At 60.4% G+C, this 23,620-nt stretch carries 23 protein-coding genes; 5 read left to right on the top strand and 18 right to left on the bottom strand.

What is annotated here, in order from left to right:
• Positions 1 to 115 precede the first annotated feature (115 nt).
• A complete protein-coding gene (locus ACODTD_RS18090) occupies positions 116 to 580 on the top strand; it encodes an outer membrane lipoprotein (protein WP_007969461.1) in 465 nt (154 codons plus the stop codon).
• Positions 581 to 644: 64 nt separating this feature from the next.
• On the opposite strand, the gene ACODTD_RS18085 is transcribed toward ACODTD_RS18090, so the two are convergent.
• From ACODTD_RS18085 to nhaA, 3 genes are all read right to left on the bottom strand, one after another.
• Positions 645 to 896, bottom strand: a complete 252-nt coding sequence (locus tag ACODTD_RS18085; protein WP_011332788.1) for a pyocin S6 family toxin immunity protein — start codon at positions 894 to 896, stop codon at positions 645 to 647.
• A gap of 18 nt (positions 897 to 914) precedes the next feature.
• A complete protein-coding gene (locus ACODTD_RS18080; protein WP_221615143.1) occupies positions 915 to 2,102 on the bottom strand; it encodes an S-type pyocin domain-containing protein in 1,188 nt (395 codons plus the stop codon).
• Between the two features lie 121 nt (positions 2,103 to 2,223).
• Complete coding sequence (gene nhaA / locus ACODTD_RS18075; RefSeq protein ID WP_011332790.1) at positions 2,224 to 3,411, bottom strand: Na+/H+ antiporter NhaA; 1,188 nt, start codon at positions 3,409 to 3,411, stop codon at positions 2,224 to 2,226.
• 244 nt (positions 3,412 to 3,655) lie between these two features.
• Here nhaA and ACODTD_RS18070 point away from each other — a divergent pair, with 244 nt between their 5' ends.
• Positions 3,656 to 4,750, top strand: coding sequence for a PLP-dependent cysteine synthase family protein (locus ACODTD_RS18070; RefSeq protein WP_074691413.1), 1,095 nt, complete (start codon positions 3,656 to 3,658; stop codon positions 4,748 to 4,750).
• A gap of 66 nt (positions 4,751 to 4,816) precedes the next feature.
• Here ACODTD_RS18070 and ACODTD_RS18065 read toward each other — a convergent pair whose 3' ends face one another.
• The 3 genes from ACODTD_RS18065 to ACODTD_RS18055 all read right to left on the bottom strand — a co-directional run bounded on the left by ACODTD_RS18065 (position 4,817) and on the right by ACODTD_RS18055 (position 7,838).
• Positions 4,817 to 6,430: an NAD(P)/FAD-dependent oxidoreductase gene (locus ACODTD_RS18065; protein ID WP_011332792.1), complete on the bottom strand. Its 1,614-nt coding sequence runs from the start codon at positions 6,428 to 6,430 to the stop codon at positions 4,817 to 4,819.
• Between the two features lie 95 nt (positions 6,431 to 6,525).
• The gene (locus tag ACODTD_RS18060; RefSeq protein ID WP_011332793.1) at positions 6,526 to 7,179 is read right to left on the bottom strand and encodes a COG3650 family protein; all 654 of its coding nucleotides are present in this window, start codon (positions 7,177 to 7,179) and stop codon (positions 6,526 to 6,528) included.
• Positions 7,180 to 7,238: 59 nt separating this feature from the next.
• Positions 7,239 to 7,838, bottom strand: a complete 600-nt coding sequence (locus ACODTD_RS18055) for a short chain dehydrogenase (RefSeq protein WP_011332794.1) — start codon at positions 7,836 to 7,838, stop codon at positions 7,239 to 7,241.
• A gap of 103 nt (positions 7,839 to 7,941) precedes the next feature.
• On the opposite strand from ACODTD_RS18055, the gene ACODTD_RS18050 reads away from it, so the two are divergent.
• Positions 7,942 to 8,850, top strand: coding sequence for a LysR family transcriptional regulator (locus tag ACODTD_RS18050; protein ID WP_041475158.1), 909 nt, complete (start codon positions 7,942 to 7,944; stop codon positions 8,848 to 8,850).
• Here ACODTD_RS18050 and ACODTD_RS18045 read toward each other — a convergent pair.
• The 9 genes from ACODTD_RS18045 to ACODTD_RS18005 form a co-directional block, all read right to left on the bottom strand.
• Complete coding sequence (locus tag ACODTD_RS18045) at positions 8,799 to 9,314, bottom strand: DoxX family protein (RefSeq protein ID WP_011332796.1); 516 nt, start codon at positions 9,312 to 9,314, stop codon at positions 8,799 to 8,801. The two genes, ACODTD_RS18050 and ACODTD_RS18045, sit on opposite strands and share 52 nt — an antisense overlap.
• Positions 9,311 to 10,069, bottom strand: a complete 759-nt coding sequence (locus ACODTD_RS18040) for an HvfC/BufC N-terminal domain-containing protein (protein WP_011332797.1) — start codon at positions 10,067 to 10,069, stop codon at positions 9,311 to 9,313. The genes ACODTD_RS18045 and ACODTD_RS18040 overlap by 4 nt, the downstream gene beginning before the upstream one ends.
• A complete protein-coding gene (gene bufB / locus ACODTD_RS18035) occupies positions 10,066 to 10,953 on the bottom strand; it encodes an MNIO family bufferin maturase (RefSeq protein ID WP_041475510.1) in 888 nt (295 codons plus the stop codon). Before bufB ends, ACODTD_RS18040 begins: the two co-directional genes overlap by 4 nt.
• 25 nt (positions 10,954 to 10,978) lie before the next feature.
• Positions 10,979 to 11,284: a BufA1 family periplasmic bufferin-type metallophore gene (locus ACODTD_RS18030; RefSeq protein WP_011332799.1), complete on the bottom strand. Its 306-nt coding sequence runs from the start codon at positions 11,282 to 11,284 to the stop codon at positions 10,979 to 10,981.
• A gap of 157 nt (positions 11,285 to 11,441) precedes the next feature.
• Positions 11,442 to 12,143 carry an ABC transporter ATP-binding protein gene (locus tag ACODTD_RS18025; protein ID WP_003222380.1) on the bottom strand — a complete coding sequence of 234 codons (702 nt, stop codon included), beginning with the start codon at positions 12,141 to 12,143 and terminating at the stop codon, positions 11,442 to 11,444.
• Positions 12,144 to 12,911 carry a high-affinity branched-chain amino acid ABC transporter ATP-binding protein LivG gene (gene livG, locus ACODTD_RS18020; RefSeq protein ID WP_007959160.1) on the bottom strand — a complete coding sequence of 256 codons (768 nt, stop codon included), beginning with the start codon at positions 12,909 to 12,911 and terminating at the stop codon, positions 12,144 to 12,146. It lies immediately after the preceding gene.
• Entirely contained in the window at positions 12,908 to 14,164 is a 1,257-nt protein-coding gene (locus tag ACODTD_RS18015; RefSeq protein WP_011332801.1) for a high-affinity branched-chain amino acid ABC transporter permease LivM, read from the bottom strand. The genes livG and ACODTD_RS18015 overlap by 4 nt, the downstream gene beginning before the upstream one ends.
• Positions 14,161 to 15,084, bottom strand: coding sequence for a high-affinity branched-chain amino acid ABC transporter permease LivH (livH, locus tag ACODTD_RS18010; RefSeq protein WP_007959165.1), 924 nt, complete (start codon positions 15,082 to 15,084; stop codon positions 14,161 to 14,163). The genes ACODTD_RS18015 and livH overlap by 4 nt, the downstream gene beginning before the upstream one ends.
• Before the next feature lie 231 nt (positions 15,085 to 15,315).
• On the bottom strand, positions 15,316 to 16,443 hold the full coding sequence (locus tag ACODTD_RS18005; protein ID WP_201816771.1) for a branched-chain amino acid ABC transporter substrate-binding protein: 1,128 nt from the start codon (positions 16,441 to 16,443) through the stop codon (positions 15,316 to 15,318).
• Between the two features lie 352 nt (positions 16,444 to 16,795).
• Between ACODTD_RS18005 and ACODTD_RS18000 the strand changes: the two genes are divergently transcribed.
• Positions 16,796 to 17,101 (top strand): DUF2288 domain-containing protein, encoded by a 306-nt coding sequence (locus ACODTD_RS18000; RefSeq protein ID WP_201816769.1) that lies wholly within the window; start codon positions 16,796 to 16,798, stop codon positions 17,099 to 17,101.
• Positions 17,102 to 17,393: 292 nt separating this feature from the next.
• Here ACODTD_RS18000 and ACODTD_RS17995 read toward each other — a convergent pair whose 3' ends face one another.
• Positions 17,394 to 19,595 carry a hypothetical protein gene (locus ACODTD_RS17995; RefSeq protein ID WP_011332804.1) on the bottom strand — a complete coding sequence of 734 codons (2,202 nt, stop codon included), beginning with the start codon at positions 19,593 to 19,595 and terminating at the stop codon, positions 17,394 to 17,396.
• A gap of 196 nt (positions 19,596 to 19,791) precedes the next feature.
• On the opposite strand from ACODTD_RS17995, the gene ACODTD_RS17990 reads away from it, so the two are divergent.
• Positions 19,792 to 20,688, top strand: coding sequence for an NAD(P)-dependent oxidoreductase (locus ACODTD_RS17990; RefSeq protein ID WP_011332805.1), 897 nt, complete (start codon positions 19,792 to 19,794; stop codon positions 20,686 to 20,688).
• Here ACODTD_RS17990 and ACODTD_RS17985 read toward each other — a convergent pair.
• On the bottom strand, positions 20,579 to 22,861 hold the full coding sequence (locus tag ACODTD_RS17985) for a putative bifunctional diguanylate cyclase/phosphodiesterase (RefSeq protein ID WP_011332806.1): 2,283 nt from the start codon (positions 22,859 to 22,861) through the stop codon (positions 20,579 to 20,581). The genes ACODTD_RS17990 and ACODTD_RS17985 overlap by 110 nt on opposite strands.
• Positions 22,862 to 23,024: 163 nt before the next feature.
• A complete protein-coding gene (locus ACODTD_RS17980) occupies positions 23,025 to 23,378 on the bottom strand; it encodes a YkgJ family cysteine cluster protein (protein WP_011332807.1) in 354 nt (117 codons plus the stop codon).
• Positions 23,379 to 23,620 lie beyond the last annotated feature (242 nt).

The following is a 23,620-nucleotide window of genomic DNA, read 5'->3' as shown; positions in this document are numbered from 1 at the left end:
GTGAGTTCGCGGGTGCCTGTACGGGGCCTGAATGAAAGCAACTTTATCCGGGCGACGCCGTGACAGGCGTCAAGCTGCGGAGTTTAATGAATACCTGTCCTTTGGAGTTGATGCTATGCGTAAGTCTGTTCTGCTGGTTGCTTCCTTTTCCACGATGGCGATGTTGCTGACCGGCTGCCAGTCGAGCCTGACCGGTGACTCCTACTCCCGTGACGAAGCGCGTCGCGTGCAGACGATTCGCATGGGCACCATCGAATCCCTGCGTCCGGTGAAAATCGAAGGCACCAAGACCCCGATCGGCGGCGCTGCCGGTGCAGTGGTTGGCGGTGTTGGCGGTAGTGCCATCGGCGGCGGCAAAGGCAGCATCGTGGCAGCCGTTATCGGCGCCGTGGCCGGCGGCCTGATCGGTTCGGCCACTGAAGAAGGCCTGACTCGCACTCAGGGTGTTGAAATCACCGTGCGCGAAGACGACGGCAGCATGCGCGCCTATGTGCAGCAAGTGCAGGAGAATGAAGTGTTCCGTGTGGGTGAGCGGGTACGGATTTCCACCGTTGGCGGGACCAGCCGCGTTTCGCACTAATCGCGAACGCGCGGTAAAGGAAAACCCCGATCAGGTGACTGGTCGGGGTTTTTTTATTGGTTGTTTACGAGCCCGCCCGAGTGCCAATGAAATATTCCAGGCCTTTCGGAAAGTCGACTTTCAAAAGCTCTGACGCCTGCCTGACCTGACTTTCAGTCATCTCCAGCTCTCCTGGTTCAACTTCCTCAAGAGTTTTGGATTCAGTGATTTGCGCTAATGCTTGGCTCAGTTCGTAATCTTTTACCTTGAGCTCGAATTGCAACGAGTCATCCTGCTTCTCATCCGGGAAAAATCCGGTGATCGATAAATAGCGCATCTTTCTCTCTTTAGTGAGTTATCTGGGAGTCGTTCTGCCTGGCTTTGCTTTTTTTGTTCGCTCTCCCGTCAAATGATTGAATTCTCCCAAATGAATTCCCAGCTTGTCGTACAGCTCTATAGCGCCGGTTTTGGAGTCCCATTCATATATCCGGCCTTTTCCATCAAGCCAGCGGGCTCTCTTTTTCCCACCACCTCGCACTGAGGCCTTTGACTTCACCCTTTGAGTGTCGGGGAACGCAGGAAGCGTTTCGGGATCATCGTAGTACTTATGGTCTCCAGGTTTGCTGACAACAATGTACAGCGGCCGAACCCCGGACTCCGCCGGAAACACCAATATGAAATCCCAATACTCCGGCGGATAAACCGGATTCACCAGAATCCCGTCCGCCGCTTTCGTCGGCGGATACACCCAGATATGCGGCGCCTGCGGAGCAGCCTCCAGTGCCGGAATACCGAGGATGTCGGAACCGTCCACGGCAGGCGTCCAGACCAGCTCAACACCTTCACCAAGGTCTGCGACAAACCGGTTACCGCGTGCAGCGAACTGCACAACATCAACCATCTCCCAATCGCGATTCTTGCCGGTGTAGAAGCCATAACCCTTCAGGTTCCCATCGGCCTGCTGTTCAACGCGCAGACGCACACGGGTTCGGGCCTGCTTGAGGGCGAGTAACTGGTCCTCGGTGTAGAGAGCGCTATCGCCCAGGTTCGAGGGCATGAACATCGCCACCAAACCGAGCAACGGGCTGATGACTGCAGCAGATGCCAGCGCGGGCAATGCCTTGAACCCCTCACCGGCAAGGGCAAAAGTGCCCAGCCCCGCAGGAATGGCCGTGCCGCTGATTTTCTTGAGCTCAACCCCACCGCTGTCATCGACCTGACGGCCACCGAGCAAAATCAGCTCGCCGTAATCCTTCAGACTGTCAGTCGGCACCATCCCCGAAGGATTCGAGTAATCGATGATCGCGTCCGGCAGCTTGCACGACTTGGTGAACACGCAGCCCGCGCGCACCGGCTCAGGCTTGTTCGCCGCGACCTCACGGCTGCGTTCGAAGGCGTCCTGTCTCGCCAGCATGGCGTCGTACTTGTCTTGTCGGTCTTGCTGATCGGCCAGTTCGGTAGCCGTCATATAGCGGTAGGAGACGTGATGCCCGTCGCCCGCCGGTGGGTTGGGAACCCGGGGAATGTCCTTTTGACCAGCCACTGATTGTCCTTTCGTTCATGCATCGGCAACCCCTCGCAAGGGGCTGCACGACGTTAACGAAGCAGGAAAATCGTGGCTGTAGGACGTATCTCTAAAGACGTGGGGATTGTTCGCTACGGCATCAGGAAGGCAGCGCGGTGTTCTTTCTACTCGCAGCCGCCGTCACCGCATAACCGATCAATGCCGCAAACACCGAGCCGGTGAGAATGCCCATCCGGTCCATCCCGGCGTATTCACTGGCGCCCGGCACGAAGGCGAGGGAGCCGACAAACAGGCTCATGGTGAAGCCGATCCCGCAGAGGATCGCCACGCCCAGCACCTGGCCCCAATTGGCACCCTGGGGCAAGGCGGCGATGCCGGTCTTCACGGCGAGCCAGGTCAGGCCGAACACGCCGAGGGTCTTGCCCAGCAGCAGGCCGACGGCGATGCCCATCGGCACGTGGTGGGTGAAGCTCTCGACAGTCACGCCGCTCAGCGACAGACCTGCGTTGGCGAAGGCAAACAGCGGCAGAATGCCGTAAGCGACCCACGGGTGCAGCGCGTGTTCGAGGGTCAGCAGCGGCGAAGGTTCGGCGTTTTTCGTGCGCAGCGGGATGCAGAACGCCAGGGTTACGCCGGCCAGCGTCGCGTGGACACCGCTCTTGAGCACGCATACCCAGAGGATCAGACCAATGATCATGTATGGCCCGAGCTTGACCACCCCGAGCCGGTTCATCGCTACCAGCGCCGCAATGCACGCCGCCGCAAGGCCCAGCGACAGGGTCGAGAGTTCGCCGGAATAGAAGATCGCGATGATCACGATGGCGCCGAGGTCATCGATGATCGCCAGGGTCATGAGAAACAGCTTCAGCGATACCGGCACGCGCTTGCCGAGCAAGGCCAGTACGCCAAGGGCGAAGGCGATGTCGGTGGCGGTCGGAATCGCCCAGCCGTCGAGGGCTGCCGGGTTGTCACGGTTGAGGAACCAGTAGATCAGCGCCGGCACCAGCATGCCGCCAATTGCGGCCGCACCGGGCAGGACGATCTGCGATGGTTTCGACAGCTGACCGTCGAGCACTTCGCGCTTCACTTCCAGGCCGATCAGCAGGAAGAACAGCGCCATCAGGCCGTCGTTGATCCACAGCAGCAGGGGTTTGGCGATTTTCAACGCGCCGATCTGCGCCACCACCGGGGTGTCGAGCAGGCCGTTGTACAACCACGACAGCGGCGAGTTGTTGATGATTAGAGCCAGGATGGCCGCGGCGATCAGTAACAGACCGCTGGCAGCTTCCAACTGAAAGAAACGCGTGAAAGTGCTACGCAGAGGCAAGGTCGCTCTCCATCGATAAAGTCAAAAGGTGGGACACCCTAACCCGTACCGTTAGTTGTTAAAACAAAAGTTATATTCTTTTTTGTTATATGTGGTTACAGGGCGCCGGCCAACGTGCAGGAGAGCCTAGCAGTTGCCCAAGGTATTGAAGTTCAGCTGTATCTGTCGGTGCTGTAGGTTTTTTCCTAAGCTTGGGGCTGAGCCTGTGAAGGCATTTTTGCCCGATTCAACGAGAACAACAGCCATGAGCGACAACCGACAGTGGGCCCGCGAAGCCATCCGGATCATCGAAGCGGACTTCCAGCGCAGCGCCGACACCCACCTGATCCCTTTGCCGCTGCCGGGTTTTCCGGGCATCGAACTGTACTTCAAGGACGAGTCCAGCCACCCGACCGGCAGCCTCAAGCATCGGCTCGCCCGGTCGCTGTTTCTTTACGCGTTGTGTAATGGCTGGCTCAAACCCGGGGCGCCGGTGATCGAGGCGTCCAGCGGATCGACGGCGATTTCCGAAGCGTACTTCGCACGGATGCTCGGCCTGCCGTTCATTGCGGTGATGCCGGCGACCACCTCCAAGGAGAAGATTGCGCAGATCGCCTTCTACGGTGGCCAGAGTCATCTGGTGGATGATCCGACCCAGATCTACGCCGAATCCGAACGCCTGGCCCGCGAGCACGACGGTCACTTCATCGACCAGTTCACCTACGCCGAGCGCGCCACCGACTGGCGGGCGAACAACAACATCGCCGAGTCGATCTTCCAGCAGATGCGCTATGAGCAGCATCCATGCCCGGCCTGGCTGATTTCCAGCCCCGGCACCGGTGGTACCACGGCGACCCTGGGGCGTTACGTACGTTATCGCCAGCACTGCACTCGCGTGCTGTGCGCCGATGCCGAGCGTTCGGTGTTCTTCGACTTTTACCAGAGCGGCGATGCCAGCCTGCGTCTGGACCACGGTTCGCGGATCGAAGGGATCGGCCGGCCGCGGGTAGAAGCGTCGTTCCTGCCGAAGGTAATCGATGCGATGGTCAAGGTGCCGGACGCCTTGTCGCTGGCGGCCATGCATTACCTGGCGCAGCGTCTGGGCCGGCATGTTGGCGGGTCGAGCGGCACTAACCTGATCGGCGCATTGATGGCGGCGCAGCAGATGAAAGCGGCGGGGGAGTCGGGCTCGATCGTGGCGATCCTGTGCGATGGTGGCGAGCGTTACGCGGACACCTATTACGATCAGGCGTGGCTCAAGGCGCAAGGCTATGAACTGGATGGATTGATGGCGGCCGTGGCAGCGAGTGCCGAGCAGGGTGAGGCGCTGCCGGCCTCGGTTCTGCGTGCCAATATCTGACGCTGAAAACGACTGTGGGAGCGAATTTGCTCCCACAGGTTTTTACAGTGTTTCAGGTGGTGCGGATCAGTCTTTCAGACCGAGGATGTCACGCGCCACCGCTTCAGCAATCCGAATCCCGTCAACACCCGCCGACAGAATCCCGCCCGCATAACCCGCGCCTTCACCGGCCGGGAACAGACCTTTGACGTTCATGCTCTGCAGCGTCTCGTTTCGGGTGATGCGCAGCGGCGACGAGGTACGCGTCTCGATCCCGGTCAGCACCGCATCGTGCAGCGAATAACCGCGAATCTGCTTTTCGAACGCCGGCAAGGCTTCCCGAATGGCTTCAATGGCGAAGTCCGGCAAGGCCAGGGCCAGATCGCCCAATGCCACACCCGGCTTGTACGACGGCTCGACTTCGCCCAGCGCGGTGGATGGTGTGCCGGCGATGAAGTCGCCGACCAGTTGCGCCGGCGCCTTGTAATCGCTGCCGCCGAGGATGAAGGCGTGGGACTCCAGACGTTCCTGCAACTCGATCCCGGCCAGCGGGCCGCCCGGATAATCGACTTCCGGGGTGATGCCGACGACGATGCCGGAGTTGGCGTTGCGCTCGTTACGCGAGTACTGGCTCATGCCGTTGGTGACCACGCGGTTCGGCTCGGAAGTCGCCGCGACCACGGTGCCGCCCGGGCACATGCAGAAGCTGTAGACCGAGCGGCCGTTCTTGGCGTGGTGCACCAGTTTGTAGTCGGCGGCGCCCAACTTGGGGTGGCCGGCGTATTTGCCCAGTCGCGCACGGTCGATCAGCGATTGCGGGTGCTCGATGCGGAAACCCACCGAGAACGGCTTGGCTTCCATGAACACGCCACGGCTGTGGAGCATGCGGAAGGTGTCGCGGGCACTGTGACCCAGCGCCAGGATCACGTGTCTGGAGTGCAGGATTTCGCCGCTGGCCAGTTCGACGCCGACCAGTTGGCCGTCCTCGATCAGCACGTCGGTGACGCGTTCCTGAAAGCGTACTTCACCGCCGAGGGCGCGGATTTCTTCGCGCATGGTCTCGACCATGCCGGTCAGACGGAACGTACCGATGTGCGGTTTGCTGACGTAGAGGATTTCTTCCGGCGCGCCGGCCTTGACGAACTCGTGCAGGACTTTACGGCCGAGGAATTTCGGGTCCTTGATCTGGCTGTACAGCTTGCCGTCGGAGAACGTGCCCGCGCCGCCTTCGCCGAACTGCACGTTGGACTCGGGGTTGAGCACGCTTTTGCGCCACAGGCCCCAGGTGTCCTTGGTGCGCTGGCGCACTTCGGTGCCGCGTTCGAGGATGATCGGCTTGAAGCCCATCTGTGCCAGCAGCAGGCCGGCGAAGATCCCGCACGGGCCGAAACCGACCACGATCGGGCGCTGGTTCAGGTCGCTTGGTGCCTGACCGACGAATTTGTAGCTGACATCCGGCGCCACGTTGACGTTACGGTCGTCGGCGAACTTGCCCAGCACTTTGGCCTCGTCGCGCACTTCGAGGTCGATGGTGTAGATGAAGCACAGTTCGGAGGACTTTTTGCGCGCATCGTAGCTGCGCTTGAACAAGGTGAAATCGAGCAGGTCATCGCTGGCAATGCCCAGGCGTTGCACGATGGCAGCGCGCAGGTCTTCGTCGGGATGGTCGATCGGCAGCTTGAGTTCGGTGATTCGTAACATGACAGGATCCGGTTCGCGGGGCGCACAACTGCGCCAGGGCGTTTGAAGGCGGCGATTATAAGCCGCAACGGCCGGATCCCGTGAGGGTAAAACGATCAGTCGTTACGCGAACCGCCGAAATACCCGCAACCGCGCTGTACCTGGCCGTCGATACGCAACTCGGCGCTCATGTGCTGCACGCTGCCGGTGCTGCTGTCGACGCAACGCTGCGGCGCGACCCACAACTCGATGCGCTGGTTGTTGGCTTCGCTGCTGAGGTTGAAACGACCGTCGCCCAGTTGCTCTTCGACGTAAGGCACGGCGAGCGGTGGCTGGCCTTCGCGGTCGATGACCAGGCCCTTGCCGCTGACCTTGACGTTCCATTCCGGGCCATGACCGGCGGCGCGCAGGATCAGCTGTTTGAAGTTGGGGTCGTCGCAGGCGGTGCCGGAGCGTTCGACGCGATAGAGCTGGGTCAGGTCGAGGCGATCGCCGGCGATCTTCCCGCGCACGTCGGCGAACAGCTTGCCCTGTTGATCGGCCAGGGTGGCGGCCTCCTGCAGGACGCTGGTGCCGCCGACGTCATTGACCACGTACTGGCGCTGCTCGCCGCAGGCCTGGAACACCAGTTTGCCGTCGGTAGCGGTCAGTTGCCCCTGCATCCGCGTCTGGCCGACGTGGGAGGCGCTTTCCCGCGCACCATCGAACAACTGGCACGCGGCAAACAACGGGAGCAGGGCAACAACGATCAGGGAACGGGCAACACGCATCTTTGGCTCTCCAGACAAGTGCCGCCACGTTACGCAGGCTGACCGTTCATCACAAGGGTTTAGCCCACGTGAAATGTCTGACCTGTCTGCAAGCCTTCGACACTTTTGGCGTAGGCCAATGCCACATCCGCCGCAGGAACCGGCTTGTAGCCACGGAAGTACGGGGCATAGCTGCCCATGGCTTCGACCAGCACGGTCGGGCTGATCGAATTCACGCGCAGGCCGCGTGGCAGTTCGATGGCCGCTGCGCGGACGAAGCTGTCCAGCGCGCCGTTGACCAGTGCAGCCGAGACGCCGCTGCGGATCGGATCGTGGCTGAGCACGCCGGTGGTGAAGGTGAACGATGCGCCGTCGTTGGCGAATTCGCGGCCGATCAGCAGCAGATTGACCTGGCCCATCAACTTGTCTTTGAGGCCGAGGGCGAAGCTGTCTTCGGTCATTTCACCCAGCGGGGCGAAGGTCACGTTGCCGGCGGCGCAGACCAGCGCGTCGAACTTGCCGGTCTGTTCGAACAGCTTGCGGATCGATGCGCTGTCGCTGATATCCACCTGGAAATCGCCGCTGCTGCGGCCGATACGAATGACTTCATGACGCTGCGACAGCTCTTTGTCCACGGCCGAACCGATGGTGCCGCCCGCGCCGATCAACAGAATTTTCATCGTGATTGCCTCAAGTGATTGAACGAGGTTTCAGTCTAGAGTGGTTTTTTCTGCGGATAAGCGCACTAATGGGCAACCTTTGGTTTTCAAATGGAAACAATCCATGAGCGAGATGGATGATCTGGCGGCGTTCGCGGTGTTGATCGAAGCCGGCAGTTTTACCTTGGCGGCGCAGCAATTGGGGTGCAGCAAGGGGCAGTTGTCCAAGCGCATCAGTCAGTTGGAGGCGCGGTTTTCCGTGGTGTTGCTGCAACGCACCACGCGTCGGCTGAGCCTGACGGCGGCCGGTGCGGCGTTGTTGCCACAGGCTCAGGCGCTTGTCGTCCAGGTGGAGCGAGCGCGTCAGGCATTGGCGCGATTGAAGGACGACATGGCCGGCCCGGTGCGTATGACGGTTCCGGTGTCGCTGGGGGAAACCTTCTTCGACGGTCTGCTGCTGGATTTCTCGCAGAAATACCCCGAGGTACAGATCGAACTGGAGCTGAATAACAGCTACCGCGACCTGTCTCGCGACAGTTTCGATCTGGCGATCCGCACCGAGGTGGCCAATGACGAGCGACTGGTGGCCAAGCCGCTGCTGGCCTGGCAGGAAATGACCTGCGCCAGTCCTGAATATCTGGAGCGCTTTGGCGAACCGCTGACGCCGCAGGCGCTGGCCGAGCACCGTTGCCTGCTCAACAGTCATTACAGCGGTCGCGAGGAATGGCTCTATCACCAGCAGCACGAACTGCTGCGGGTGCGGGTGTCGGGGCCGTTCGCCAGCAATCACTATAACCTGTTGAAGAAAGCCGCATTGGCCGGCGCCGGGATCGCTCGCCTGCCGTCCTACCTGTTGCAGGCGGAATTGGCTGACGGCCGATTGCGCTGGCTCCTTCGCGATTTTCAGACCCGACGCATGCCGATGTATCTGGTGCACCCGTATCAGGGCGGTCTACCGAAACGCACCCAGGTGCTGGCAGATTACCTGATCGGCTGGTTCAAGCTCAGCGGCGAGGCGCTGGACCGGTTGTAGTGCCTGGCGATCAGGTGATCGATCGACAGTTTGCCTGGCCCGGTCGCCATCAGGTACAGCAACACCGCCATCCAGGTGCCGTGGGTCGGGTACGCATCCGGATACACGAACAGCTGAATGGTCAGGGTCATGCCCAGCAATGCCAGTGCCGAAAAACGCGTGGCGAAGCCAATCAGGATCAGGACCGGGAAGAAATGCTCGGCAAACGCGGCCAGATGTGCGGCGATTTCCGGCGCCAGCAGGGGCACGTGGTATTCGCTCTTGAACAGTGGAATCGTCGAGTCGGCCAGACGCGGCCAGCCGAACTCGAAGGTGCCATCGATCAGGTCGACGGCCAGGCCTTCGATCTTGGTCTGCCCGGATTTCCAGAACACCGCTGCGATGGAAAAACGCGCGATGAAAGCGATCAGACTGTGGGGGATTTTTTCCAGCAGCGCGATGGCGCGGACAATGAGGCTGTTCATGACGACACCTTTGGATGGAAATGAGTGATGACTTGGCGACTGATCAGCAGGGCGAGGGTCTGGCTGAGGTCGAAGGCCTCGGCGGATTCCAGCGCCTGCGTGAGTGAGTGGCCGGCCTTGAGCTGGCGAATGAACTGGCTGGCGCCGCTATCCATGGCGAACACCTCGACCTCCAGTCCGTTGCGCAGGATCAAAGCGTGTTGGGCGTGGTGCAGATCGATCCCGGCCAGCGTCGCGTCGTGCTGATGCGCGGCCCAGACGTCCACCACGGCGAAGCTTGAATCGAGCAGATGCAGCGAAGGGTGCAGGCCGATACGCAGTTCGTTGAGTGCATCGACATCTGCAAATACAGCAGCGATCAGGTCCTGACTGAGGGGTAACACATCGGCAACGTGGTAGGCCTGCGTGCGCAAGCGTTCGAGCCGCGCGACATCGGCCAGATAGGGAACGCTCGCGGCAGGTCCGAACTTGCTGATGAAGTCCGCCAGCTCACTGCCGTAATCGCTCATTAACGGACTGTGTGGCGGATGGCTTTGCACAAAAACTCCGGCCATGGCCCGAAAGAATTCGTCCCCCACCAACTGCACCACCACGGGATAACTGTCGGCCAGTGCGTTGATCAACGAGCTCTGAACATTGTTGCGATACACCGCGAAACGGCTGGCCGGATCGGCGCCGTTGGCGCTGCACAAACCGTCGGGGCAGGGCAGGTCGATATCGAGCAACGCTGCGCTGAATGCGGCTTGAGTGCTCATGGCCGACCTCCCGCGCACAGCAGTAGCTCATCGGCCTGCTGCGCTTCCGCCAACAGCATGTTGAAGGCCGGCACCTGATTGTCCCGTTCGATCAGCGTCGCCACCGGGCCGACACGTTCCAGCGCTTTTCGATACAACGACCAGACGGCTTGATCGATCGGTGCGCCGTGATCATCGATCAGCAAGCGATCACCGAGGCTGTCGGAGTCTTCAGCAAACCCCGCCAGATGAATCTCGCCCACCGCGTGCAGCGGCAGTGCGTCGAGATAAGCCAGGGGGGCGCGCTGATGGTTGATGCACGAGACGTAGACGTTGTTCACGTCCAGCAACAGACCACAGCCAGTGCGCCGGATGACCTCACGGATGAATTCCGCTTCGTCGATCGTCGAGCGCTGGAAGGCCAGATAGGTTGCCGGGTTCTCCAGCAGCATCGGGCGTTTGAGGGTGTTCTGCACCTGGTCGATGTGATCGCAGACGCGATTCAGCGTCGGCGTGTCGTACGCCAGGGGCAGTAAATCATTGAGAAACACCGGGCCATGGCTCGACCAGGCCAGGTGTTCGGAAAAAGAGTGGGGTTGATAGCGCTCGATCAGCGCTGACAGGCGTTTGAGGTGCTGGACATCCAGCGCGCCTTCGGCACCGATGGACAGCCCGACGCCATGCAACGACAGCGGATACGCGTCGCGAATCAAACCCAGAAAATGATGAAACGGGCCGCCGGCCACCATGTAGTTTTCGGCGTGGACTTCGAAAAAACCGATGTCCGGACGTGAATCGAGCACTTCGCTGAAGTGCTCGCTTTTGAGCCCCAGCCCGGCACGGGACGGGAGCCCGGTGAGGGCTGCCCGAGTGCGGCGCAAGGCATGGTCGCAGGATGTGATCATGATCGACACTCGGGCGGCTCCCGGATCAGGACTTGGCTTTGAACGCTTCGAGCTGACCGAAACCGGTCGGCGAGGTTTTGCTTTCGGTGGTGGTGCAGGTGCCTTTCGGAACCAGCTTCCAGGCGTTGGCCTGATGATCCATTTTCGCGGTGCCGGCACAGGTGGTGCCTGCGCCTGCGGCGCAATCGTTCTTGCCTTTCATGGCCACGCCGAAGCATTTTTCCATGTTGTCGTCAGCAGCGTGGGCGGTAGAGACGGCAGCGATGCTCAGAGCAGAACCGAGGGCCAGAACCAGGGCAGTGGCGGACAGGGTGCGGGTGGTAGCAGTCATGATGTTTCTCCGGTTTTAACTTGGGTTTGAACAAGCGATTGCGCTTGCTTGCCCCACTAGAGAAACGACTTGGGGATGCGTTACAGCGATCAATAAAAGATTTTTTGCCGGGCACAAAAAAACGGCCCGAAGGCCGTTTTCTGTTTGAAGCGATCCATCAACCGCCGAGGTACGCCTCGCGCACTTTCGGGTCGGTCAGCAGCGCTTCGCCGGTGCCTTGCATCACCACCCGGCCGTTCTCCAGAACGTAGGCACGGTCAGCGATTTTCAGCGCCTGGTTGGCGTTCTGCTCGACCAGAAACACCGTCACACCGTCCTTGCGCAGTTGTTCGATGATGTCGAAGATCTGCTGGATGATGATCGGTGCCAGGCCCAGCGACGGCTCGTCGAGCAGCAGCAATTTCGGCTTGCTCATCAGCGCACGGCCGATGGCGAGCATTTGCTGTTCGCCGCCGGACATGGTGCCGCCGCGCTGGTTGAAGCGTTCTTTCAGGCGTGGGAAAAGTCCGAGAACCTTGTCCATCTGTTCCTGATAGTCGCCCTTGTCGGTGAAGAATCCGCCCATGGACAGATTTTCTTCGACGGTCAGACGGGCAAATACCCGACGGCCTTCCGGCACCACGGCGATGCTCTTGCGCATGATCTGCGACGAGTCCTGGCCGACCAGTTCCTCACCCATGTAGCGGATGCTGCCGCTGTGGGCCTGCGGCGAACCGCACAGCGTCATCAGCAGCGTGGACTTGCCGGCACCGTTGGCGCCGATCAGGGTCACGATCTCGCCCTGGCGGACTTCGACGTTGACACTGTGCAGGGCCTGGATCTTGCCGTAGAAGGTGGAAACGTTTTCGAACTGCAGCATTTACGCTTCCCCCAGGTAGGCTTTGATCACTTCAGGATTGTCGCGGATCTGCTCCGGCGTGCCGTCGGCCAGGGGCGTGCCCTGGTTGATCACGACGATGTGGTCGGAAATGCTCATGACCAGTTTCATGTCGTGTTCGATCAGCAGCACGGTCACGTTGTGCTCTTCACGCAGCACGCTGATCAGCGCCTTGAGGTCTTCGGTTTCTTTCGGGTTCAGGCCGGCGGCCGGTTCGTCGAGCATGAGGATCCGCGGACGGGTCATCATGCAGCGGGCGATTTCCAGACGACGCTGCTGACCGTAGGCCAGGGTGCCGGCGGGGCGGTTGGCGAACTCTTTCAGGTTGACCTTTTCCAGCCAGTACTCGGCGAACTCCATGGCCTCGCGCTCGCTCTTGCGAAACGCCGGGGTCTTGAACAGGCCGGACAGGAAGTTGGTGTTCAGGTGACGGTGCTGGGCGATCAACAGGTTCTCGACCGCCGTCATGTCCTTGAACAGGCGCACGTTCTGGAAGGTCCGCACCACGCCTTTGAGGGCAATCTTGTGGCCCGGCAGGCCGTGGATCGGCTCGCCGTCCAGCAGGATGCTGCCGCCCGATGGCTGGTAGAAGCCGGTCAGGCAGTTGAACACGGTGGTCTTGCCCGCGCCGTTCGGCCCGATCAGCGCCACCACCTGTTTTTCCTTGACGGTCAGGGCCACGCCGTTGACCGCCAGCAAGCCGCCGAAGCGCATGCTCAAGTTTTCGACTTTAAGGATCTCGCGGCTCATTTTCGCAACTCCATGTGTGGGCGTTGCATCGGCAGCAGACCTTGTGGACGCCAGATCATCATCAACACCATCAGGGCGCCGAACATCAACATGCGGTACTCACTGAACTCACGCATCATTTCCGGCAGCAGGATCATCACCACGGCCGCGAGAATCACGCCCAGCTGCGAGCCCATGCCACCCAGCACCACGATGGCGAGGATGATCGCCGACTCGATGAAGGTGAACGACTCCGGCGTCACCAGACCCTGACGGGCGGCGAAGAAGCTGCCGGCGAAACCGGCGAAGCTCGCACCCAGGGTGAACGCCGAGAGCTTGATCACGGTCGGGTTGAGACCCAGCGCACGGCAGGCGATTTCATCTTCACGCAGCGCTTCCCACGCACGGCCGATCGGCATGCGCAGCAGGCGGTTGATGATGAACAGTGCGGCCAGCGCCAGCAGCAGGGCAACCAGGTAGAGGAAAATCACCTTGTTGATCGAGTTGTATTCCAGGCCGAAATACTCGTGGAAGGTTTGCAGGCCTTCCGCGGCCTTGCGTTCGAAGGTCAGGCCGAAGAACGTCGGTTTCTCGATGTTGCTGATCCCGTTCGGACCACCGGTGATGTCGGTCAGGTTACGCAGGAACAGGCGGATGATTTCCCCGAAACCGAGGGTCACGATCGCCAGGTAGTCGCCGCGCAGACGCAACACCGGGAAGCCGAGCAGGAAGCCGAACGTCGCCGCCATCAGGCCGGCAATCGGCAGGCAGATCCAGAAGCTCAGGCCGTAGTAGTGCGACAGCAGCGCGTAGCTGTAGGCGCCGACGGCGTAGAAGCCGACGTAACCCAGATCGAGCAGACCGGCGAGGCCGACCACGATGTTCAGGCCCAGGCCGAGCATCACGTAGATCAGGATCAGCGTCGCGATATCCACTGCGCCGCGGGAGCCGAAGAACGGCCACACCAGCGCACCGATGATCAGCGCGATGATGAAGTAGCGCTGGGTGGTCGGCAGGGTCAGGAAGTTGCTGGCCTTGGCCGGGATCAGCGGCATGCCCGGCGACGAACGCCACGCCTTGCTGATCTGCTGGTTGAACAGCACCCGCAGAAACATCAGCACCGAGCAGATGGCGATGGTCGCCAGAATGGCCGGGCTGGTGTTGTGCACTTCCAGATTGGTGCCGACGATAGTCAGTTTCAGGCCCAGTACCGGATAGGCCACGGCCCAGACCAGCAAGGCGCTGAACAACGCCTGTTTAAGATTCCTAGTCATACTTTCTCAACCTCCGGACGGCCCAGAATGCCGGTCGGACGGAACAACAGCACCAGAACCAACAAGCCGAAAGCCACGACGTCCTTGTATTGGTCGCCGAAGATATCGGCGCCAAAGGCTTCCGCCACCCCGAGCACCAGCCCGCCGAGCATGGCGCCGGGGATGCTGCCGATCCCGCCCAGCACTGCGGCGGTGAAGGCCTTGAGGCCGACGAGGAAACCGGCGTTCGGGTTGATCACGCCGTATTGCATGCTCAGCAGCACGGCCGCGACGGCCGCCAGCGCAGCACCGATGACGAAGGTCAGGGCGATGATGTTGTTGGTGTTGATGCCCAGCAGGTTGGCCATCTTGATGTCTTCGGCGCAGGCGCGGCAGGCGCGGCCCAGGCGAGAGCGGGAGATGAACAGCGTGAGGCCGAGCATGGCGATCAGGGTCACCACGAACACCACGATTTGCATGTAGGAAATCAGCACTTCATGTGCGCCACCTGGGCCGAAGGCGAAGTTGCCCGGAATCAGGTTGGGGATTGCTTTGTCCTTGGAGTCTTGCGCCAGCAGAACCGTGTTCTGCAGGAAGATCGACATACCGATCGCGGAAATCAGCGGGATCAGACGGTTGCTGCCGCGCAACGGGCGGTAGGCAATGCGTTCGATGCTGTATCCGTAGGAGCTGGTGACGACGATGCTGGCGATGAACGCCACGGTCATCAACAGCGGGACGCTTTCGAGTCCCATCATGGTCAGCCCGGCGATGGCGATGAACGCCACGTAGGAACCGATCATGTACACCTCGCCGTGGGCGAAGTTGATCATTCCAATGATGCCGTAGACCATCGTGTAGCCGATGGCGATCAGGGCATACATGCTGCCAACGTTCAAGCCGTTAACCAGCTGTTGGAAGAAGTGATAGATGTCAGGCATTACAGCGCTCCTAAAAACCTGATACGCATTTCACTGGTGGAGTCATTTTCCCGCCCGGCCCCGTGGATCTATATCCACTTCGAATCCGGGTTTTGCCAGCGAACCGCTGATGACGGTTTTGAGATTTTCAGGTGGGGAGACTGGCGGATCACGCCAGCGCGGCCCAATACGTTCGTAAAACAAAGCCCACGGCACGCCGTGGGCTTTATTGGCAGTCAGTCAGGCAGCGCCTTACTGAGGCGACGCTTCAGTTTTTGGGCCGTTAGCGTGCCATGTGTAAACCACGAACTTGAAGTCCTTCAGGTCGCCCTTGTCGTCGAAGCTCAGGTCGCCGGTCGGAGTCTTGAAGGTGCCTTTGTGGATGGCTTCAGCTACTTTGGCAGCATCTTCGGACTTGGCAGCCTTGATACCTTCGGCAATCACTTCAACCGCCGAGTAGGACGGGAACACGAACGGGCCGCTCGGGTCTTCTTTCTTGGCCTTGAATGCATCGGCCAGGGCCACGTTGGCCGGATCCTGGTCGAAGGATTTCGGCAGGGTCACCAGCAGGCCTTCGGCAGCGTCCTTGGCGATCTGGGTGATCGAGTCGTTACCCACGCCTTCCGGACCCATGAACTTGGCTTTCAGGCCTTTTTCCTGGGCTTGACGCAGGATCAGGCCCAGCTCCGGGTGGTAGCCGCCGTAGTAGACGAAGTCGACGTTGGCTTGCTTGAGCTTGGCGATGATCGCGGAGAAGTCCTTGTCGCCGGCGTTGACGCCTTCGAACACGGCAACCTTGGTGCCTTTCTTCTCGAGGGTGGATTTGACGGCGGTGGCGATGCCTTCACCGTACTGCTGCTTGTCGTGCAGCACGCCGACGATTTTCGGCTTCACGTGATCGGCGATGTAGTTACCGGCTGCAGGGCCTTGGGCGCTGTCCAGACCGATGGTGCGGAAGACCATTTTGTAACCACGGTTGGTGATGTCCGGGCTGGTGGCAGCCGGGGTGATCATTATCACGCCTTCGTCTTCGTAGATGTCCGAAGCGGGCTGGGTGGAGCTGGAGCACAGGTGGCCGACCACGAACTTGACGCCGTCGTTGACGACCTTGTTCGCGACTGCTACCGCTTGTTTTGGATCGCAGGCGTCATCGTATTCAACGGCTTCGAGCTTCTTGCCGTCGACGCCGCCTTTGGCGTTGATCTGTTCGATGGCCATTTTCGCGCCACTGAACTGCATGTCGCCGTACTGGGCTACTGGACCGGTTTTAGGGCCGGCGATACCGATCTTGATGGTGTCAGCTGCGAACGAATGGCTGGCAACCCCGGCCAGAACCATAGCGGCAAACAGTTTGGAAATCTGCTTAGTAGCCTTAGTCATAGTGCTCCACTCTTACTGTTGTATTTTTTTTGAGTCCTGACGCCGTAGCAGCAGAACCGGGACAGATATCTAGGCGATACCCTCCGGAAAGGCCCCCGGCAACTGTACCGGTACAGTGTAGAGCGCCGGTTGTTGGCCTGGGAAGCTGGCGCCAGGGGGCAAAACCTGAGGGTGTCGCTTAAATGAAAGAAAAAGACAGAATTGCGGCGGGACGTTCAGAGGGCTTATACCCCAATCATCAGCATTCCTTGGCGTTCCTGCTCTTTTCGTTCGGTACGACCTTTTGCAACCGGGTTTTTCTGCCGGACCACCGACGTTATCATTCGCGCCGATTTCTTTTCCGGACAGTCCCATGAATCAAGAACCTAGCACCCTCTATGCCAAGCTGCTTGGTGAAACCGCATCTATTACCTGGAAAGAGCTGGAGCGCTTCTACGCCCAGGGTGCCCTATTGTGGGTCGACGCCAGCCTGGATTTGATCGCGGTCGCCGAGGCCGTGGCGGCGGATCAGGGCGAGAAAGTCGCTGCCTGGCTGGCCGAAGACAAGGTCGCCAAGCTGTCTGAAACGCGGGCGCTGGATATTTTCGAGCGTGATCCAGAGATGTGGGCGGTGGTGGTCCGGCCATGGATCCTGGTCCAGGAAAGGGCAGTGGCCTGACGGGTTGCACCTTGTTGGTGCGAGTGCATGTCGGCAAAAAGTGTGTAGCGGAGTAGCGTGATGGCACGTTGCCGTAGAGAAATGCCACAAGCGTAGGTGGCATAACGGTGACGTAAACGTAACGGGCACAGTTTAGTAAGCAGCCTAACGGCTGCTTAATTGTTTCGGGATGTTGGGAAGGCCGAATAAACCGGGAATTTGAGCGCCTTATCGCGAGCAGGCTCGCTCCCACAGGAAATGCATTCCATTGTGGGAGCGAAACTGTTCGCGATAGGGGCGCCTCGGTCTGGTGTCAGACCGAGTAAGACTTGCCAGTGTGGTTATTGAGGGAAATAACCTTGGTCTTGCCGATCCGGTGACGGTAGATCTCGCGCAAGTATTTGATCGACTTCTTCACGCAATCGCGCGACAGGCGAATGTCGTTGATCGAGACAAACTTCTCTTTGTCGTTGATCAGTTCGCGGTACTTCTTCTCGTACATCGGCTTGATCGCGTACCAGTTGGTATCGAGGATCTTCGCCGGGTTCTCGAATTCGTTGAGCAGGTCGTCGATGCGGTCCTCGTCGAACTCTTCCTGAATGATGAAATCGAGGATCGAGTTGTCCAGGGTCTCGTCGAAACGGTACGGGGTCTTGGCGAAGCAACGCTTGATGAACGCCACGATCAGCGTCAGGAAGTCGTCCGACAGGCACGGGCTCTTGGCGATCAGGGTGGTCAGCGACAGGTTGGCCGAGGCGCCGATCACCAGCGCGTAGCGCTTGAGCGTGGTGTTGGGGAACAGGCTGTTGAGGTGGGTCTTCAACCGGTTCAGGTCCATGTACGACAGCTTGTAGTCTTTCGGCAGCGAAACGATCGAGACCACCGACGAGCAATTCTTGAAGAAGTGCAGGTCATGCAGCGCGGCGGCATCGTAGCCGGAATTCTTGTACTGCTCCAGCGACGCGCGATAGCGCTTGGACTCGATCGGCAGCAGGCTGATGCCTTCGATGGCCTGGGTCACCTTGTTGAAGTGCGGCAGATCGATCGAGCGGAAGAACAGGTCGTCGATGTTCAGGCGCTGCGGCTCTTTGTCGAACACCTTGAACTTGTCGCTGCTCGGCGGCGGGGTTTCCGGCACTACCGACTCGGCGTAGGCAATCGCCACCGGGCCGGCCAGACTCATGAACAGGTCGTTGGCGTCCAGGCGAATGGTCTCGCCGATGTCGATGCCGGCGCGGCGGAAATAGTTCTGGTCGTAGTCGGTCGTGACCGCCTGGGCCGTCAGAATGTTGAAGATCTGCTGCGAGATGTACTGGTTGGCGTGCTTCTCCATCGCATTGACATCAATGTTCTGGATGTTGCCGTCATCGCTCTCTTCGGCATAACGCATGATGTCGTTGGAGATCAGCATCATCGCGTTCCATGGGCGGATACGGCCCATGACGCTGGCTTCGCTGCTGTCTTCGTTGGCGAAGTTGTACGAGAAATCCCATTCTTCCGAGAGGTATTTGCACAGCAGGCGACCGGCGTTGATGTGCAGCGCCTCGGACATTTCGCTGCGGTGGTCGGAAATGTTCGGCAGCACACAGATGCCGCTGGTGAAGATCGGTTCGAACACGAACGAATGACCGCTCTTGCCGTCGTGCTCGTCCATCGGCTTGGTGTCGAACGTCTTGTTCATGTACGAGTGCTGCTGGGCCAGGCCGAATTCCGAGGCCATGCCCGAACCGGTACCGCCGCCGGCACTGAAGATCGAGAAATACAGGCGCGACTGGTTGGCCTTGATGCCGCAGCTGTCGATCAGGTACGAGTGGATCATTTTCCAGTCAGGGCTGGAGAAGCGCTGGGTGTCCTTGTTCAGGATGATCTTCGCCAGATACTGGCCGAGAATAGGTGCGTTACCGGCACCACCGGCGTGGACTTCCGACAAGTCCATGATCTTCATCTTGCTGTAGTCGCGCAGGAAACCGCTCTTTTCGCCCTTGCGCGAGAAGCGGATACGCCCGGCAATGTCCTTGTCGAGATCGCCGAGCATCACCAGCGGTTCTACCAGGAACACCGGTTTGGTCGATTTGTTCGGGCCGATCCGCAGATTCTGCTTGATCCACTGGGCCGGGCTGTAGCCTTTGTCGGAGGCCAGGCGACGGTCAGCCGCGCGATCCTCGTTGTTGAATTCGTTGAGGTAGAACTTGCGCGCGTTGTACACCAGCTCCGCCACGTCGAGGGCGATGTTGGAGCCGCAGCGACCGAGGCCGATCAGGCACACCGACGGGAATTCCTGATCGTTGTGCTGTTCGTTGTCGCCTTCCAGGTGCGGCGGGCGCGGGAATACCAGGTCACGCAGGCCATCAAGGTTGTCGAGGATGCGGTCGGTATTGGTTTCGGTGAAGTACAGGTATTGCTGGGTGCCCAGCGGACGCGAGGGTGGCAATGGCTTCATCGGGGCAGGGCTGTTCGCCGCTGGGCTCAGAGTCAGATCGGATACCGCAGTGGCCGGATTGTTTTTAGAAGTCATTGTGCGCCATATACCTGGACTGGTTGGTCGGCGACCGCTGTCGTCGAGCCTCACGGAATGGGAATCTCGCGTCTTTTTTCTGCGCGTATTTGGCCCGTGCGTCAGGGTTATGGCCTGAGTGTCGCGCGGGGGAATCCTTTCCTGATTGATGATGGATCGGCCATTATTCGGCGATCTTTAATCAAAAGGAGGCTAAATGATGTCAACGCGACCTTCGTTGGGGTTTGCCGGAATCGGTCTGATGGGCCTGCCGATGTGCCGCCGTCTGCTGGCCGCCGGCTATCCGCTGGCCGTGTGGAACCGCAACCCGGCCAAGTGCGCGCCGCTGGTCGAGGCTGGCGCCCGGCAGGTGGCGACTCCCGCTGAACTCTGTGAACAGGCTGACGTGGTGATGCTGTGCCTGGCGGACACCGCGGTGGTTCGCGAAGTGGTGTTCGGCCCGGCGGGCGTGGCCGAAGGGGCGAAACCCGGTCAGTTGCTGGTGGATTTTTCCAGCCTCGAACCGACGGCGACCCGTGAGATGGCAGCCGAGCTGGCCGACAAGACGGGCATGGCCTGGCTCGATTCGCCGGTGTCCGGCGGGGTAGTCGGGGCCGAGGCCGGCAGCCTGGCGATCATGGTCGGCGGTGCCGAGGCGGATCTGCAGCGAGTACGCCCGGTGCTGCTCGAACTCGGGCAGCGGGTCACACACATGGGCGGCGTGGGCGCCGGTCAGGTGACCAAGGCCTGCAATCAGATGATCGTCGCCTGCAACGCCTTGGTGATTGCCGAAGTGGTGGCGCTGGCCGAACAGGCCGGGGTCGATGCCAGCCTGATTGCCGAAGCGCTGGCCGGTGGTTTTGCCGATTCCAGACCGTTGCAGATCCTCGCCCCGCAAATGGCCGAAAGCCGTTTCGAGCCGGTGAAGTGGCACGTGCGCACGCTGCTGAAAGATCTGGATACCGCGGTCAAGTTTTCCCGGGAAACCGGCTCGGCCACGCCGATCAGCGGATTGGCCGCACAACTGATGCGCCTGCATGGGGCACAAGGCTTTTTGCAGAAGGATCCAGCGACACTGGTGCAAATGTACCGCGCGCCAGACTCAACGGATTGACCGCGTGCGCGTGTTTGCGCTGATTGATTTCCTCCAGCACCGGACGCAGTTCGGCCAGTGGCACCGGGCGGCTGAGCAGGTAACCCTGAATGAAGTCGCAGCCCGAGCGCTCCAGGAATTCGTATTGCTCCAGGCTTTCGACGCCTTCGGTGACCACCTGCAAGTGCAGGGTGTGCGCCATGACGATGATCGCCTGGACGATCTCCATGTCGGCGGTGGCCTTGGGAATGTCGAGGATGAACGAGCGGTCGACCTTCAGGGTGTTGAGCGGCAGGCGTTTGAGATAGGCCAGCGACGAATAGCCGGTACCGAAGTCGTCGATCGACAGTGACACGCCGAGGGCGCGGATCTGCCGCAGCAGCACCAGGGTGTTGGCGATGTTGCCCATCAAGGCGTTTTCGGTGACTTCCAGTTCCAGCCGTTCCGGGGCGACCCCGGCGCTGCGCAAGGCATGCTCGATTTCATTGGCCAGTTCTTCCCGGGCCAGATTCAGCGGTGAGCAGTTCCAGGCAATCTTCAGTTCTTCACAGCCATGGCGCGACAGCTCGCCAAGGTCCTCACAGGCCTTGCGCAGGACCCAGTTGTCGAGTTCGGCAATCAGGCCGTTGTTTTCGGCGATGGCAATGAATCGGTCCGGGGTGAGCAGGCCGTGCACCGGGTGCTGCCAGCGGATCAGCGCTTCAAGCTTGGTAACCTTGCCGGTCTTGAGTTCGAAGATCGGCTGGTAATACAGCAGCAGACCGTTCTCCTGACGCAGCGCGTGGCGCAACTCTTCCTCCAGTTGCAGTTCAAGGCTGGCGCGGTTTTTCAGATTGGAATCGAAAAAGTGCACGCCGTTGCGCCCGGCGCCCTTGGACTGGTACAGCGCCAGATCCGCGTGCTTGAGCAGTTCATCGCAGGTGGACCCGTCCTCGGGAAACAGGCTGATGCCGATGCTGGTGGTCATCACCATGCGCCGTCCGGCCAGTTCGATCGGCTCTTTCATCTTGAGCATGATGCGCTGGGCCAGGTTGCGCGCCTCTTCGCGGTCGCGCAGACCGATCAGGATGCAGAACTCGTCGCCGCCGAACCGCGCCACCACATCTTCATGGCTGCGCACCGAGCCCTTGATGTGCTGGGCAATGACCTTCAGCAGTTCGTCGCCGGCGTCATGGCCGAGGCTGTCATTGATGCGTTTGAAGTGGTCGATGTCGAGAAACATCACTGCCAGCATCCCGCCTTCGCTGGTTTTCTGGCTGAGTTTTTCAGCGAAGATCTGATTGAAGCCACGCCGGTTGATCAGGTTGGTCAGCGCGTCGTAGTTGGCCACGTGCTGCAGCGACATGCGTGCCTGATCCAGCTGGCTGAGCAGGGCGTTGACCCGGCGCAGATCGTGCTCCTTGTTCTGCAGCTTCTTGTCGGCCAATGCGGCGCTGATGGCGCTGCCAAGAATCAGCAAGGTGATCAGCGCGACGGTCAGGCCCAACTGCAAATGGCTGGTTTGCGACGCCAGGGTCGGCAGTTGCCCTTCGGGCAGCACCAGTTGCAGCGCCGCCATGCCGGTGAAATGCATGCTGAGGATGCCCGCACCGAGAATCAGCGCCGCCACGTATTTGAGCATCTGGATGTGCAGGCCGCTGCCTTCGCGCAGATAACCGGCCACCCACAGTGCGGCGAAGCTGGCGCCGATCGCGATCACGATCGAGGCCAGAAACAGAGTGGGGTCGTAGTAAGCCGAGGCGGCGGATTCGATGGCGGCCATGCCGACGTAGTGCATGCCGGCGATGCCCAGACCAATGACGATGGCGGTCTTGAGGTACTGCAGCAGGCTCGGCTGGGGCGTGCTCAGGGTGTGCATCGCCAGCCAGGACGCCAGTAGCGCGATCACCAGGGAAAACAGGGTCACGGGCAGGTCGTACTGAATGCCGATCGGCGCCTGGAACGCCAGCATGCTGATGAAGTGCATGGCCCAGATGCCGCCGGCCAGACAGGTTGCACCGATCCAGCGCCATATCCGCTGCGAGCCGGGCTCTTCAGCGTGGGCGACCCGTTCGGCCATGTCGAGGGTGGCGAAGCTCGCGGCGCAGGCGACCAGGTAAGCCACCAGCACCAGCAGGGGATTGTGTGTGCAATTGAGGATGACCTGCCCGCTCTCCGGCTGCTCGGCAACGAACTGCAAACCAAGCCACTCCATAGCATGCCCCGTCTCTGAATACGTCCTTACTGCGTCATCAACGCAGGCGAATGTTTGCAGTATAGAGGCGGTTTTTGCCGTGCAAGCGGTAGTGGCACATTGGTGCTAATGATTTCGGCATTAGCCTCATAGCGAATGGCGCTAAGCGTGCACAGGCCTGAACTCAGGCGACTTCGTTCCAGTGCGGTTGCAGCGGTGGCAGGCCGAAGCGGGCGCGGGCCTTGTCGCAGTCGGTGTTCTGTTCGCCGTTTTCCCAAGACGCTTCGAACTCGCGGCAGGGGCTGGAACGCTTGTCGTAGATCGTGCAGGCCACCGCTTTTCCGACTTCGCCCTCCAGCGCGGTGCAGCGCGGCGCCTTGCGGTCGGTGCCGATCATCGCGACCCGGCTGGGGGTGATCTGGGTGACCAGTTCATCGGGCACAGTCCCGCCGGAGGATGCGCATTCACCCCAGAAAAATGACACACGAAAATGGGAACAGCAGGCACCGCAATTCAGACACGGACTGGCTTCGGACATGGGCGGGATATCAAAGGGGTTGATCGGCAGGAACCGGACGGATCCGGCGGCCATTCTAGGCTTCGCCACGGCGTTGGGAAGGGGGGCGTGAAAGTATTTTTTCATTGCCGGATTTTTCCGCAAAACCCCCGGTTTTCGGGGGATTCGAAGCATTTCAAGGGCTTACGTTTCGTTACACGGCCATGGCCCGTCATCAGGCTTGCGAATGATCACAGACAGCCCCGACGAGCGTGACTAGATTG

This window comes from Pseudomonas sp. FG35 (genome assembly GCF_057809295.1).
This window is presented reverse-complemented; position numbering and strand designations above follow the sequence as displayed.